The following is a 14685-nucleotide window of genomic DNA, read 5'->3' as shown; positions in this document are numbered from 1 at the left end:
TCAAGCCAGATGTTGGGCTGCCGTCACCTCGACAGTCGCGACCGGAATGACCGTCTTCTCGTCGAGTGCTGCGAGGCGCGCATCGATGGCAGCGATGACCTTGCGCGAGAACGGGCCGAGATGCGCATAGGCCGCGATCATCTGCACGGCGATCCGCGCCGATGTAGTGTCGCGCTTGGCGCAGTTCATGAAAGTCTGCCACAGCGGCCCGCGCGCCTCGGGAAGGGCTGTGACCACCTTGTGCACCGTTTCCATCGCGCCGATCCGGGCGCGGATATCGCCTTCCGCGAGCTCCTGGCGCTGGCGAGAGCGGTCGAGCAGCGTCATCAGGCGGTCGATACGCCTTGCATAGGCGGCCGGGCTGTAGATGTGCTCCAGCACGCGCTTGTAGTCCGTCAGGATGTCGCGCAACGGGCGCACCGGATCGAAGTTGATCCCGGCGGTGCACTGATCGGCGCCGATGGTCGGCGCCAAATCGTGGCCCGGATGCAGCCGGCCTTCGCGCTCCAGGCGGCGCGTCAGCTGCGTGTTTGGCAAGGCATAGAGCAGGCCGACCATGCTGACCGGGATCGCCGCCTCTTCGATGAAGTCGATCATGGCATCCGCCATCGAGAGCTTCTCATTGTCGAAGCCGACGATGAAACCCGCGGTGACGAGCATGCCCGCGGCGTAGATCTTGTGGATGCTCTCGGCGATGTTGCGCCGCGTGTTCTGCTTCTTCCGCATCGCGACCAGCGTCGCCGGATCCGGACTTTCGATGCCGACGAAGATGGCGAAGAAATTCGCCGCTCCCATCAGCTCCAATAGCTCGGGATCATCGGCCAGATTGACCGAGGCTTCGGTCGACAATTCGAAGGGATAGCCGTGGGCGCGCTGCCATTCGGCGAGCTGGGGCAGGAACAGCCGCAGCGACTTCTTGTTGCCGATGAAATTGTCGTCGACGAAGTCGAGATGGCCGCGGTAACCCATGGCGTAGAGCCTGTCGAGCTCGACCAGCATTTGCTCATTCGTCTTGGTTCGCGGCACCCGGCCATAGAGCTCGATGATGTCGCAGAACTCGCAGGTGAACGGGCAGCCGCGGGAATACTGCACGCCGAGATAAAGGTAGTCCTCGAACTTCAGCAGGTCGAAACGCGGCACCGGCGTCTTGGTGACGTCGGCCTGGAATTTCGGCGCGATGAAGACGCCGGAGCGTGCGCCGCGGTCCCAGGCCGCGACGAATTCGTGGAGAACGCTTTCGGCCTCGCCGAGCACCTGGAAGTCGGCCCTCCCATAGATATGGGGGCTCGAGGTGGGATCGGGACCGCCGACGACCACTGGCTTGCCCGCGGCGCGGCAAATTTCGATCAGGCGCAGCGTGTCGGCCTGCTGCGGCATCATTCCGCCGGTGAAGACGACATCGGCCCAGGAAAGATCCTCGTCGCTGAAGGAATCCGTGTTGCAATCGATCAGCCGGACCGTCCAGCTCTCGGGCAACATCGCGGCAACCGTGATCAGCCCCAAAGGGGCCGCGGGGCGCTTCACGCCCAACACTTTGCAGGATTCGCCAAAGCTCCAGAAGGACTCTGCCGAGAACAGCGGATAGAGCATCAGGACTTTGCAAGGCTGCGGTACGTTCATGGAACCTCTTTTTGGCTGATTCCACTGTAGCAGAGCATTGTCGACTTGCACCCCGGCAAAAGGGACAAACTGTCGCTCTCGGTTCCAGGGCCATCGGCGCGGAAGCCGGTAGACGTCGCCCCAAGCCGTGCCGCCGAGCGCCAGGAAGGGTCTCACCGGCGGCTACCCCTCGGACTATTGATTTGAACGTTTCCAATTTGCCGGACACATTGCGCCGCTGAGTCCAATCGGTGGATTGGGCCAATCAGGGGACTGCGATGGCAAACCTAACAATCAACGGAAAAACCTTCACGCTCGACGTCGAGCCGGATACGCCCCTGCTGTGGGCGATCCGCGAGAATGCCGGCCTGACCGGTACGAAATATGGCTGCGGCATTGCACAATGCGGCGCCTGCACCGTTCACATCGACGGCGTCGCCACCCGCTCCTGCGGCGTTTCAGTCGGCGAGGCCGCAGGCAAGAAGATCACGACCATCGAAGGGCTCGCCTCCGGCAATGCACTGCACAAGGTGCAGGAAGCCTGGATCGCTCAGGACGTGCCGCAATGCGGCTATTGCCAGAGCGGCATGATCATGGCGGTGGCGGCGCTGCTGAGCGAGAAGCCGAAGCCGACCGACGCCGACATCGACGAGGCCATCACCAATATCTGCCGCTGCGGCACCTTCCAGCAGGTGCGCGAAGCGATCCACACGATCGCAAGCGCGTAAGGAGCCGCCCCATGAACAAGCATGTCTCTCCCAAGATGAACCGCCGTGCCTTCGTCATCGGCACCGCCGCGGTCGGCGCAGGTCTCGCCATCGGCCTCGATATCCCCTTCGGCGGCCCCGCAATGGTCCGCGCGGCCGACGGCTCCCCCGAGATCGGCGCCTGGGTCGTGGTCAGGCCCGACGACACGGTCGTCATCCGCATCGCCCGCTCCGAAATGGGCCAGGGCTCGCTCACCGGCCTCGCCCAGCTCGTCGCCGAGGAACTCGAATGCGACTGGTCGAAGGTCTCGACCGAATATCCGACACCGGGCCAGAGCGTCGCCCGCAAGCGCGTCTGGGGCGATTTCTCGACCGGCGGCAGCCGCGGCATCCGGTCTTCGCAAGACTATGTCCGCAAGGGCGGTGCCACCGCACGCGTGATGCTGATCCAGGCCGCCGCCGAGGCGTGGAAAGTGCCGGCGTCCGAATGCGCGGCCGCCAACAGCGTCATCACCCACACGCCGTCCGGCAAGACCACGACCTATGGCAAGGTCGCCGAGGCTGCGGCCAAGCTGACGCCACCGGCCGACGTCAAGCTGAAGGACCCCAAGGACTGGAAGCTGATCGGCAAGGGCGTGAAGCGGCTGGACACCGCCGATAAGACCACCGGCACCATGATCTACGGCATCGACGTCAAGCTGCCTGGCATGCTGAACGCCGCGATCAAGGACTGCCCGGTGTTCGGCGGCAAGCTGAAGAGCTATGACGAAGCCAAGATCACCGGCATGAAGGGCGTCAAGAAGGTCGTCAAGGTCGGCGATACCGCGGTCGCGGTCGTTGCCGACACTTGGTGGCACGCCAAGACCGCGCTGGAGGCGCTGCCGATCGTCTGGGACGAGGGCGACAACACCAAGGTCTCCAGCGAGTCGATCGCGAAATGGTTGACGGAGGGCCTCGACAACGCGCAGCCGGCCTATGTCGGCAACAAGAACGGCGACGCGAAGGCGGCGATTGCCGGCGCCGCCAAGAAGATCGAGGCGGTCTACAGCTATCCCTACCAGAACCACGCCACCATGGAGCCGATGAACGCCACGGCGCTCTACACGGCGGACAAGTGCGAGGTCTGGTGCGGCACGCAGAACGGCGAGGCGGCCTTCGCGGCCACGTTGGAAGCGTCGGGCCTGCCGGCGGAGAAGTGCGACGTGCACAAGGTGATGCCCGGCGGCGGCTTCGGCCGGCGCGGCCAGACCGACTATGTCCGACAGGCCGTCTTGATCGCCAAGGAGATGCCTGGCACGCCGATCAAGCTGTTGTGGTCGCGCGAAGAGGACATGGCGCACGGCCGATATCATCCGATCACCCAGTGCAAGATGACCGGCGCGTTCGATGCGGACAACAATCTGGTCGCGCTGCACTACCGCCTGTCCGGGCAATCGATCCTGTTCTCGCTGCGTCCCGAAGCGCTGCAGAACGGCATGGATCCGGCCGCATTCCAGGGCGTCGCCCAGTCCGGCGAAGCCGCGTTCGGTTACTCCGTGCCGAACCTCCTGGTCGAGCATGCGATGCGCAACCCGCACGTTCCGCCCGGCTTCTGGCGCGGCGTCAACGTCAATCACAACGCGATCTACATGGAATGCTTCATGGACGAGCTGGCCCAGGCCGCAGGCCAGGACCCGCTCGAATTCCGCCGCAAGCTGATGGGCAATCACCCCAAGCATCTGGCGGTGCTCAATGCCGTGGCCGAGAAGATCGGCTGGAGCACCCCGGCGCCGCAGGGCATCTATCGCGGCATCGCGCAGGTGATGGGCTATGGCAGCTATGTCGCCGGCGCCGCCGAAATCTCGGTGACCGATGGCAACAAGATCAAGGTGCACCGCATCGTCGCCTCCACCGATCCCGGCTACGTCGTCAATCCGGCACAGGTGGAGCGGCAGATCGCGGGCTCCTTCGTCTATGGCCTCTCCGCGCTGTTCTACGGCGGCTGCACCGTCAAGGACGGCAAGATCGAGCAGACCAACTTCGACACCTACAATTCGATGCGCATCAACGAGATGCCGAAGGTCGAATCGGTGATGGTGCCGAGCGGCGGGTTCTGGGGCGGTGTCGGCGAGCCGACCATCGGCGTTGCGGCGCCGGCGGTGCTCAATGCGTACTTCGCGGCGACGGGCAAACGCATCCGCTCGGTGCCGCTACGCGATCAGAACATCACCTTCGCCTGAGAAACGCCGCGGCGGTCGTAACGCTCGCCGCGGTACACTTTCCGGACAAGACTCATGAATGCGTCGGTGACACGGCGGGATGCCGTCCTCGGCATCGCCGCCGCGGCTACATCATTCGCCGTTCCTTCGATCCTGCGCGCGCAATCGGCGGGCCGCGTCGTCGTGGTCGGCGGCGGTTTTGGCGGTGCGGCGTGCGCCCGCGCGCTGAAGCGCGCGCAGGCAAACTTGCAAGTCATCCTGATTGAACCCAGTACCGTCTTCACCTCCTGTCCGTTCAGCAACGAGGTGATCGCAGGTCTGCGCGAGATCGACACGCAGCAGTTTGGCTATGACAAGGTCGCCGCCGAGGGCGTCACGGTGATCAACCAGGCCGCAACCACAATCGAGCCGCAGCTGCGCAGCGTCGTGACGGCCGATGGCGTTGCGCTGCCCTATGATCGTCTCGTCCTCTCTCCCGGCATCGACTTCCATTTCGAGGCTCTGCCCGGCTACGACGACGCGGCATCAGAAAAAATGCCGCACGCCTGGAAGGCGGGCGCACAGACGCTGCTGCTGCGTCGGCAGCTGGAGGCCATGCCGGACGGCGGCACTGTCGCCATTGCGATCCCCGCCAATCCCTCGCGCTGTCCGCCGGCGCCTTACGAGCGCGCAAGCCTGATCGCGCATTACCTGAAAACGAAGAAGCCGCGCTCAAAGGTCCTGATCCTCGACGCCAAGGACAATTTCTCCCAGCAGCGACTGTTCGAGAGGGCGTGGAAGGAGCTTTACGGCGACATGATCGAACGCATCGCTCTGTCGCAAGGGGGCCGCGTGACCTGGGTCGATCCCGCGACAAGAACCATCGTCACCGAATTTGGCAACTACACGCCTGACGTCGCCAACGTCATTCCGCCGCAACGCGCCGCGCGCATTGCCCAGATCGCGGGCGCTGCGGATGCGACCGGCTGGTGCCCGATCAATCCCGTCACCTTCGAATCGAAACTTGTCCAGAACATCCACGTTATCGGCGATGCCTGCCTCGGCGGAGGCATTCCCAAATCGGCATCCGCGGCAAGCGCACAGGGCAAGGCCTGCGCCGCCGCCATCGTGAACCTCCTTGGTGGCCGCGCGCCAGAAACGCCGCGATTGACAGGCGTCTGCTACAACATTGTCGCACCCGGCTACGGCTTTTCACTCGCGGGCAATTACCAGCCCAGGGGCGACATCTTCGCCGAGGTCGAGGGCGGAGCGACCAGCCCCGTCGATGCGCCGCGCGAATTGCGCGCCCGCGAGGCGACTGAAGCCGAGCGCTGGTTTCAAACCATCACGGCAGATACCTTTGGCTAGAACATCGGTCCATATCGCAGCGCTGATCGCCGCCATTGTCGCCTTCGCCTGCCATGCGGGAGCCGAGCAACTCCGGCCCTACAACATCGCCGGCGACGGCATTGCGGAGTCGCTCACCGGCGCGCCCGGCGATGCCGCGCGCGGGCGCGCGCTCGTGCTCGCGCGCACGACGACCTGCATTCTCTGCCATTCCGGCCCCTTCCCGGAGACCCGATTCCAGGGCAACCTCGCGCCTGACCTCTCGGGTGCGGGGAACCGCTGGACGGTGAGCCAGTTGCGGCTTCGACTGGTCGATGCGGCGCGCTTCAACCCGGAGACCATCATGCCGTCCTATTATCGGACCGATCACCTCGTGCGGGTCGGGCGAAATTTCGTCGGCAAACCGATCTTGTCCGCCGCCGAGATCGAGGACATCGTGGCTTTTCTCGCAACACTTCGGGACTAGGACTGTTCATGCCGACCACGCGACGACAATTCCTGAACCTTGCCGGAAGCGTGACGGTCGCCGGGACGATCCCGATCGTCACGCTGCGGCCGCTCGAGGCGACACCGGCGACGCTCACCGCCGCGATCCGTAACGTCGTCGGCGAAGCACCTGTACGCACTGGCAAGGTGAAGCTCGACATTCCGCCGCTGGTCGAGAACGGCAACACGGTGCCGTTGACCGTGAGCGTCGCGAGCCCGATGACGGCGAACGACTACGTCAAGAGCATCCACGTCTTCAACGAGAAGAACCCGCAGCCGAACATCGGCAACTTCCATCTCGGCCCCTCCTCCGGCCGCGCCCAGGTCTCGACGCGGATCCGGCTCGCCGACACCCAGAAGGTGGTGGCGATCGCGCGCCTTTCCGACGACACGTTCTGGCAGGTCACGACCGAAATCGTCGTGACGCTGGCCGCCTGCACCGAGGAGATGAATTGATGGCCGCACTCATCAACGTCCCGGCGAAAGCCAGACGCGGCGAAATCATCGAGATCCGCACGTTGACCTCGCACATCATGGAGACCGGCTTCCGCCACACCGCGGACGGCGCGCTGGTACCGCGCGACATCATCACGAGCTTCACGTGCCGCTACAACGGCACCGAAATTTTTCGCGCCGATCTCTTTCCGGCGATAGCAGCCAATCCCTATCTGTCGTTCTTCACGCTCGCGAAGGAGAGCGGCAAGTTCGAGTTCGAATGGATCGGCGACAACGGCTATTCGTCCAGCGCCTCGGCGTCGATCACGGTCGAATGAGTTTTTGGCGCGCGATATCGGCCGCGGCGCTCCTCGCCACGGCCCCTGCCCTGCTCGCCGGCGAGATTCCGCCGGACGCGCGCCGCTCCGGCTATTCATTCATGGGGCCCGACACGCGCGCGATGCAGGATGACGACAGCTCAAATCCCGGCATGCTGTTCGTGCTCGACGGTGAGGCGTTGTGGACGAAGAGGACCGGCGGTGCCGACAAGGCCTGCGCGGATTGCCATGGCGATGCACGCGGCAGCATGAAAGGCGTCGCGGCGCGCTATCCGGCCTTCGACAAGGCGCTGGCGCGCCCGGTCACGCTCGACCAGCGCATCAATCTGTGCCGCAGCAATCATCAGCAGGCAACGGCGCTCCCCTACGAGAGCCGCGACCTGCTGGCCCTGTCCGCCTTCGTCGCGCACCAATCGCGCGGGGTCGCGATCACGGCCGGCGACGATCCGCAACTGAAGCCATTCGTCGAACAGGGCCGCGACCTCTTCATGCAGCGCCAGGGCCAGCTCAACCTTGCCTGCACCAATTGCCACGACGACAATTTCAACAAGCGGCTTGCCGGCGCGCCGATCACGCAGGGACAGCCGACCGGCTATCCGCTTTATCGCCTGGAATGGCAGACGCTGGGATCGCTGGAGCGGCGGCTACGCAGTTGCATGACGGGTGTCCGCGCCCAGGCCTATGATTTCGGCACGCCCGAGCTGGTCGCACTCGAACTCTATCTGATGTCGCGAGCGCATGGCTTGCCGATGGAAACGCCGGCCGTGCGGCCCTGAATTCCACAGATTAGGACTAGGCAGACGCGGAACGGCCGCTAGTATCCGCCCAAATTGAGTCACAGGGAGGGACCTAAAGTGGTCAACCACAAAATCTCGCGTCGTACGCTCTTGACGGGCACTGCCGCAGCTGGCGCGCTCAGCCTGACGGGATTGCCGGCGCGCGCCGAGGTGAACTGGAAAAAATACGCAGGGACCAAGCTCGAGGTGATCCTCGCCAAGGGGCCCCGCGGCGACAACCTGCAAAAATACGTCAAGGAGTTCACCGAGCTCACCGGCATCCAGGTCGAAGCGGAGCAGATTCCCGAGCAGCAGCAGCGCCAGAAGGTGGTGATCGAGTTCACCTCGGGCCGTCCAAGCTTCGACGTCGTCCATCTCAGCTATCACGTGCAGAAGCGGCAGTTCGAGAAGGCCGGCTGGCTCGCCGACTTGACTCCCTTCATGAAGGACCCGGCGCTGACCGCGCCCGATCTCGTCGAGAGCGACTTCTCGGCGGCGGGCCTGCAATACGCCAGGAACGACAAGGGCCAGATGCTGTCGCTGCCGTGGTCGGTCGATTATTTCATCCTCTATTACAACAAGGAGCTGTTCGAGAAGAAGGGCGTCGCCGTTCCCAAGACCCTCGACGAGATGGCTGCGGCGGCCGAGAAGCTCACCGACACCAAGGAAGGCATCTACGGCTTTGTCGGGCGCGGCCTGCGCAACGCCAACATGGCGATGTGGAGCAACTTCTTCCTCAATTATGGCGGGGAATTCCTCGACGCCAAGGGCAATATCCTGACCGACGGTCCGGAAGCCATTGCCGCGACCAAGCTGTATCAGACGCTCCTGACGAAATCGGCACCGCCCGGCGTCGCCGGCTTCAACTGGATGGAGTCGATGGCCTCGTTCACGCAAGGCCGATCCGCGATGTGGATCGACGGCGTCGGCTGGGCGCCGCCGCTGGAAGATCCGGCCGCCTCGCGCGTTGTCGGCAAGGTCGGCTACACCGTCGTGCCCGCCGGCCCCAAGGGGCAATATTCCTCGACCTACGGCGACGGCATCGGCGTTGCCGCTGCGAGCAAGAACAAGGAAGCCGCCTATCTGCTCTGCCAATGGGTGGTCTCGAAAACCCAGGGCGCGCGGCTGCTGCAGGCCGGCGGCGGCGTACCGTTCCGCAATTCGATCCTCGGCGATCCCGAGGTCCAGAAGGGCGTCAAGACCAAGGAGTGGCTGCAATCGGTGATCGATTCCGGCAAGATCAGCAAGCTGGGCCTGCCCGTCGTGATTCCGGTCGCCGAATTCCGCGACATCGTGGGCGCCGCCGTCACTGCGACCTTGTCCGGCGCCGATCCTGCCGCCGAGCTGAAGAAGGCCAACGATCAGTACCGGCCGATCCTGGAGCGTAGCGAGAAGGCGTGAGTGCGTTGACACAATCGACTCCGGGCGCGGCACAGTCTGATGCCGCGCCGGAGAAGGAGTTGCGGCCGCCATCCTACTGGCCGTTCGTGGTGCCGGCGCTGGTCGTCGTGATCGCGATCATCATCTTTCCGTGGGTCTTCACGATCTGGATGAGCCTGAACGAATGGAAGGTCGGCTCGTCGACCACCTTCGTTGGCTTGTCCAATTATCTGCGGCTGACGAGCGATCCCCGCTTCATTGAGGCCGTCGGACATACACTGGTCTACACCATACTCTCCGTGCTGCTGCCGCTCGTGCTCGGCACGTTTGCGGCCGTGGTGTTTCACCAGAAATTCCCCGGCCGCGGCTTTCTGCGCGGCGTCTTCATCATGCCGATGATGGCGACGCCGGTGGCGATCGCGCTGGTCTGGACCATGATGTTCCACCCGCAGCTCGGCGTATTGAACTATCTGCTGTCACTGGTCGGAATCCCTGCGCAGCTCTGGGTATTCCATCCCGCGACCGTCATTCCCTCGCTGGTGCTGGTCGAGACCTGGCAATGGACGCCGCTGGTCATGCTGATCGTGCTCGGCGGCCTGGCCGCGATCCCGACCGAGCCTTATGAAAGTGCACAGATCGACGGCGCCAGCATCTGGCAGGTGTTCCGCTTCATCACCCTGCCGCTGATCATGCCGTTCCTGTTCATCGCCGGCATGATCCGCATGATCGACGCCGTGAAGAGCTTCGACATCATTTTCGCGATCACGCAGGGCGGGCCGGGATCGGCGTCGGAGACCATCAACATCTATCTCTACAGCGTCGCCTTCTCCTATTACGATCTCGGCTACGGCTCGGCGATCGCGGTCGTGTTCTTCCTGCTGATCGTTCTGCTTGCGGCGGTGATGCTTTATGCGCGCCAACGCATGCTGTGGACCGAGATCGCGAGCGGCACATGAGTCCAAGGCAAATCATCGGCAAAATCGGCCTGTGGTTCTCGGTGTTCCTCATGGTGTCGCCGGCGATCCTGTTCTTTCTCTGGATGCTGTCGCTGTCGCTCAAATTCGAGATCGACAACGCCGCCTACCCGCCGGTGTTCTTCCCCGAGCATATCGCCTGGAAGAACTATGCCGACGTGCTCGCCTCCAACCGCTTCCTGACCTATTTCATCAACAGCCTGATCGTGACCGGCAGCGCGACGTTGCTTGCGCTGCTCGTCGGCGTTCCCGCCGGCTACGGGATTGCGCGGATGGCCGCGCACAAATCCGCGATCGTGATCCTGATCGCCCGTATCACGCCGGGCCTGTCCTATCTGATCCCGCTGTTTCTCATGTTCCAGTGGCTGGGACTGCTCGGCACGCTGGTGCCGCAGATCATCATCCACCTCGTGGTCACGGTGCCGATCGTGATCTGGATCATGATCGGCTATTTCGAGACGACGCCGATGGAACTGGAAGAAGCAGCCCTGATCGACGGCGCCACGCGCTGGCAGGTCTTCCACCATGTCGCGCTGCCGATCGCCAAGCCCGGCATCGCGGTCGCCTTCATCCTGGCCGTGATCTTCTCCTGGAATAATTTTGTGTTCGGCATCGTGCTGGCCGGACGCGAGACCCGCACCCTGCCGGTTGCCGTCTACAACATGATTTCGTTCGACCAGTTGAGCTGGGGGCCGCTCGCGGCCGCCGCGCTGATCGTCACCCTCCCGGTGCTGCTGCTGACGGTGTTCGCCCAGCGACAGATCGTCGCCGGGCTCACCGCTGGTGCCGTCAAGGGCGGCTAGCTACTCCGCCGGTGCCGCGTGCATGTCCGCATGCGGCATGTAGGGCTCGCTCGCGCCGAGCCTGCTGGCCGCGAACAGACCGGCGGCCATCACGGCATAGGCGAACGCGACCGCGGGCGTGACGCCAAAGCCGCCACCGATGCCGACGGCTTCGCCGTGCATGAAACCAAAGTAGGTCAGGACTGCACCAACCAGCGCAAATGCCGAGGCCTTCTCGAAGTCGCGCTCGATGATGAAGACGCCGATCGCACCCAGAATCAGGCCGCCGAGGATGGAGCCGCCGCCCATCACTTCTAACCCGTGATAGAACACGCCCTGCTGCGGCAAGGCGGCGATCGCCGCAGCCTTGACCGCGTCGGCCTTGTCGGCGGCCATTCCGCCCACGGTCGCAGCCGCGTTCATGGTCGAGCCCAACATCGTGTCGATCTGGAGCTTGGCCCACGCTGCGAGATGCGGCGTCAGCGCCAGCACGATCGCGGGCGCGTGCTTGACCGGCGTGGTCTGGAACGCCTGCGCGCCGATCAGCATCCCGATATAGAGCAGGATCGGCGAGATCGCGACGACCGGCACTAGCGCCAGCAGCACCGAGATGATGCCGAACCAGGCCAGCACCACCACCATGATGCCGGTCGCAGCCGAATAGCCGATGCGGCCGCCCATCGCTTTCCAGCCGGGATGGCCGATATAGACGGCGTTGATGAAGGGATTGCCCATCAGGCAGCCGATCAGGCTGACGATTCCGTCGGCGGTGAGCACGCGCGTGGTCGGATATTCGTCGCCGGCGGCTTCCGCGCTCTCGACATTGTCCATGGCTTCGACGAGATCATAGATGCCGAACGGAATGGCGGTGACCAGGATGATTCCGAGGAATTCGAAACCGGAGAAGACGTAGCCCACCGCCGGGATCGGCACCGAGAAGCCGAAATTGGCGAAGGCATCACCGACGCCCTTGACACTCAGTCCACCGAGACCGAGGCCGAACAGGTTCGAGCCCCAGGCGATGACCATGCCCACCGCGATCGCAACGAGACCGGCGGGAATGCCGCGCCAATATTTCACGCCACCGAACCAGCTCACCAGGATGATGGCGAAGCAGACCAGGCCGATCTGCGGCGTCATGTACATTTCGAGGGCCGGCCGCATCGAGATGAAGGTGACGGAGACACCCGCAAGCGTGCCGAGCAGCGCCGCGCGCGGCGTGATCCTTCGGATGAAAGGCGCGATAAAGCCGCCGATCATGAGAATAAAACTCTGGAAGAACACCCAGACCAGGCCCGCCGACCAGCCCTTGAGCGGATCACCGGTCTTGATCGTGATCGGAAGCATAATCACGAAGGTGACGATGAACATATGCGGCACGCTGACGCCCGAGGGCAACGCGCAGACATCGTTGCGGCCGGTCTTCTGCGCCAGACGATAAGCGAGGAACGCGTAGTAGAAGGTGGAGAGACACATCATCAACCCGAGCGCGGGCAGGATGCGGCCGAACACGAGACTGTCGGGCATCTTCAACACGAAGCGCAACAGGCCCGTGAGCACCAGCATGTTGACGAGGATGTTGGTGCCGAAGCCGAAAAACGCGTTCCAGTCGCCCGGTGTCCATAGTGCCGGCTTGAACTCGGAGGTGCCGGCCGTCCCTGTCGTGCCTGTGCTCATCGTGATGCCCCTACGCTGATGTGGAAATCTTCATCGCCTCCAGTACCGCGGCTGAGCTTGCGACCCAGCCGAAGATGCCGCCCTGGGCCTTGATCATCTTCAGGCCCATCTCGTGAAATTCGGGGAAGTAGGACGCGCAGCCGTCCGAGATGACGACGCAGCGATAGCCGCGATCATTGGCCTCGCGCACGGTAGTGTTGACGCACACTTCGGTGGTGACGCCGCACACGAGCAGATTTTCGATACCGTTTTTCTCCAGCACCTCGGTGAGCTCGGTGGCGTAGAACGCGCCCTTGCCGGGCTTGTCGATCACGATCTCGCTGTCGAGCGGATAGAGCTCCGGGATGATGTCGTGGCCCGCCTCGCCGCGAATGAGAATGCGTCCCATGGGACCGGGGTCGCCGATGCGCAAGGATGGCGCGCCGCGCTCGATTTTCGCCGGCGGCGCGTCGGAGAGATCGGGCAGATGGCCCTCCCGCGTGTGGATCACCAGCATGCCGGTATCCCGCGCGGCCTTCAGCACGGCACCGATCGGCTTCACCGCGCGCGCGAGCTGACTGACGTCATTGCCCAGCGTCTCGCCGAAGCCGCCGGGCTCCATGAAGTCGCGCTGCATGTCGATGATGAGAAGCGCAGTGGCAGGCCAGTCGAGCTTGACCGGCTCCGGTTCGGCGCTGATGACACCCAGTGTCGGCTTGGTTGAGTTCAACATGACGCCCGCCCCTCGCGAGAACTCTCTGTGCCAGGAGTTCTGCAAGCGCCGTGCCATTGTGTACAATGACGATCGGGCGGACAGCGCGGGAAAATTTGCTGCACTGTCAGAAGCTTATCAGGCTGCCTCGCGTCTGCTTATTCGCTGTGCGACGACTTTGCGACGTGCATTTGCCTAGAGGATGAGCGACAACGAAGCTCGCTTTTAGCGGGCAGTATCTCCGTACAGCCGTCGATATTCTTCCTCATACGGCGCGTAGGAATCCTTCAGCGTGGCCATGTTCAGCAGCATGGTCGCGACCACAATGTTTGTCTTGTCGAACACGCGCGTCTTCACCCAGGCGCTCTCGGTGCGGCGGCTGCCGGAGAGCGCGATAACCTCGCGCTCGACTTCGTACTCCTCGTCAACAAACAGCGGGCCCTTCACCAGCCTGATCTCCTGGTCGGCGAATAGTCCGACGGCCGGTCCCTTGGCCGGGAGAGGATCGTCCTTGGAGCGGTATTGGAACAGCACGCTCAGCATCTCCATCGGGATGATCGCCCTGCCCCAGGGATTCGCAGAAGGATTGCCGGCGCCTGAATAATACGGCGAGGTCTCGGTGATGGCAGCGAGCTTCTGCCGCAGCGAGAACGGATAGAGCTCGCCCATGATCTGGTCGAACGCCATCCGCACCACGAGCCGCCGGCTCGTCTGCGCCACCTTCACGTCGCGCAGGATCACGGGATCAGTGAGCGGCTTGAGTTCGCCAAGGCGCGCCTCCAGCGCGGTTGCGGCGTGCGGCTCTCCGACCGAGGCCGTGCCGCGCAGCACCTCCGTGCCATCGCGCTTCACCATCTGGATCTGGCACTGGCTGGTGCCGGGCAACGGTTTCGACAGGGTCGCCTGCACCTCCTCGCCTTCGTAACAGACGCTGCGATAATGCGCGGAGAGGCATCCGCTCTCGAACCAGGCCTGTCTCCACAAACGCGCACCCAGCGGTGCGAACTGGCTGAAATGGGTCGGACCCTCGATGGTGCCGCCCTTGAAGCCGAGCTTCTGCGCGGTGGCGTCGTCGTGGATCGAGGCGTGCGCGTCATAGGTTTGAGCTTGCAGCATTTGACGCGGCTGACGCCACGGCCCGATCAGGGCTCCGTCGGTCTCCGTGATCTCGGTATCGAACGCTTGTGCCGTCATGGTGTCCTCCGCAAGCAAGCCATGACTAGCAGGAGCGCCACGGATGCGGCCAGCGATATTGACTTCGTCTGCGCATGCCTTTGACTGTGACAATTCGCGTCGCGCAGCCGCTCCTCCCTCCC

General features: G+C 63.8%; 14 protein-coding genes. 10 read left to right on the top strand and 4 right to left on the bottom strand.

What is annotated here, in order from left to right; genetic code table 11:
- Positions 1–1620 (bottom strand): B12-binding domain-containing radical SAM protein, encoded by a 1620-nt coding sequence (locus BRA1417_RS0116095; protein WP_027516630.1) that lies wholly within the window; start codon positions 1618–1620, stop codon positions 1–3.
- 257 nt (positions 1621–1877) lie between these two features.
- Between BRA1417_RS0116095 and BRA1417_RS0116090 the strand changes: the two genes are divergently transcribed.
- The 10 genes from BRA1417_RS0116090 to BRA1417_RS0116045 all read left to right on the top strand — a co-directional run bounded on the left by BRA1417_RS0116090 (position 1878) and on the right by BRA1417_RS0116045 (position 11022).
- Positions 1878–2327 carry a (2Fe-2S)-binding protein gene (locus tag BRA1417_RS0116090; protein WP_007594050.1) on the top strand — a complete coding sequence of 150 codons (450 nt, stop codon included), beginning with the start codon at positions 1878–1880 and terminating at the stop codon, positions 2325–2327.
- Between the two features lie 11 nt (positions 2328–2338).
- A complete protein-coding gene (locus BRA1417_RS0116085; RefSeq protein ID WP_027516629.1) occupies positions 2339–4525 on the top strand; it encodes a molybdopterin cofactor-binding domain-containing protein in 2187 nt (728 codons plus the stop codon).
- Positions 4526–4579: 54 nt separating this feature from the next.
- Positions 4580–5851, top strand: a complete 1272-nt coding sequence (locus tag BRA1417_RS0116080; RefSeq protein WP_027516628.1) for an NAD(P)/FAD-dependent oxidoreductase — start codon at positions 4580–4582, stop codon at positions 5849–5851.
- On the top strand, positions 5844–6296 hold the full coding sequence (soxX, locus tag BRA1417_RS0116075; RefSeq protein WP_027516627.1) for a sulfur oxidation c-type cytochrome SoxX: 453 nt from the start codon (positions 5844–5846) through the stop codon (positions 6294–6296). Before BRA1417_RS0116080 ends, soxX begins: the two co-directional genes overlap by 8 nt.
- Before the next feature lie 8 nt (positions 6297–6304).
- Positions 6305–6772: a SoxY-related AACIE arm protein gene (locus BRA1417_RS0116070; protein ID WP_027516626.1), complete on the top strand. Its 468-nt coding sequence runs from the start codon at positions 6305–6307 to the stop codon at positions 6770–6772.
- Positions 6772–7089, top strand: coding sequence for a thiosulfate oxidation carrier complex protein SoxZ (gene soxZ / locus BRA1417_RS0116065; RefSeq protein ID WP_027516625.1), 318 nt, complete (start codon positions 6772–6774; stop codon positions 7087–7089). Before BRA1417_RS0116070 ends, soxZ begins: the two co-directional genes overlap by 1 nt.
- Positions 7086–7865, top strand: coding sequence for a sulfur oxidation c-type cytochrome SoxA (gene soxA / locus BRA1417_RS0116060; protein WP_027516624.1), 780 nt, complete (start codon positions 7086–7088; stop codon positions 7863–7865). The genes soxZ and soxA overlap by 4 nt, the downstream gene beginning before the upstream one ends.
- A 78-nt stretch (positions 7866–7943) precedes the next feature.
- Positions 7944–9266: an ABC transporter substrate-binding protein gene (locus BRA1417_RS0116055; RefSeq protein ID WP_026233315.1), complete on the top strand. Its 1323-nt coding sequence runs from the start codon at positions 7944–7946 to the stop codon at positions 9264–9266.
- Entirely contained in the window at positions 9263–10201 is a 939-nt protein-coding gene (locus BRA1417_RS0116050) for a carbohydrate ABC transporter permease (RefSeq protein WP_027516623.1), read from the top strand. The genes BRA1417_RS0116055 and BRA1417_RS0116050 overlap by 4 nt, the downstream gene beginning before the upstream one ends.
- Positions 10198–11022, top strand: coding sequence for a carbohydrate ABC transporter permease (locus tag BRA1417_RS0116045; protein ID WP_027516622.1), 825 nt, complete (start codon positions 10198–10200; stop codon positions 11020–11022). Before BRA1417_RS0116050 ends, BRA1417_RS0116045 begins: the two co-directional genes overlap by 4 nt.
- Here BRA1417_RS0116045 and BRA1417_RS0116040 read toward each other — a convergent pair whose 3' ends face one another.
- From BRA1417_RS0116040 to BRA1417_RS0116030, 3 genes are all read right to left on the bottom strand, one after another.
- A complete protein-coding gene (locus BRA1417_RS0116040) occupies positions 11023–12678 on the bottom strand; it encodes a hypothetical protein (protein WP_027516621.1) in 1656 nt (551 codons plus the stop codon). It abuts the gene before it with no gap.
- A 10-nt stretch (positions 12679–12688) separates the two neighbouring features.
- Positions 12689–13390 carry a cysteine hydrolase family protein gene (locus tag BRA1417_RS0116035; protein ID WP_027516620.1) on the bottom strand — a complete coding sequence of 234 codons (702 nt, stop codon included), beginning with the start codon at positions 13388–13390 and terminating at the stop codon, positions 12689–12691.
- Positions 13391–13594: 204 nt separating this feature from the next.
- Positions 13595–14563 (bottom strand): hypothetical protein, encoded by a 969-nt coding sequence (locus BRA1417_RS0116030; protein ID WP_027516619.1) that lies wholly within the window; start codon positions 14561–14563, stop codon positions 13595–13597.
- Positions 14564–14685 lie beyond the last annotated feature (122 nt).

The sequence above is a fragment of the Bradyrhizobium sp. WSM1417 genome, from assembly GCF_000515415.1.
Taxonomy (GTDB): domain Bacteria; phylum Pseudomonadota; class Alphaproteobacteria; order Rhizobiales; family Xanthobacteraceae; genus Bradyrhizobium.
The sequence above is the reverse complement of the archived record's forward strand: the minus strand, read 5'-3'. Positions and strand labels throughout refer to the sequence as shown.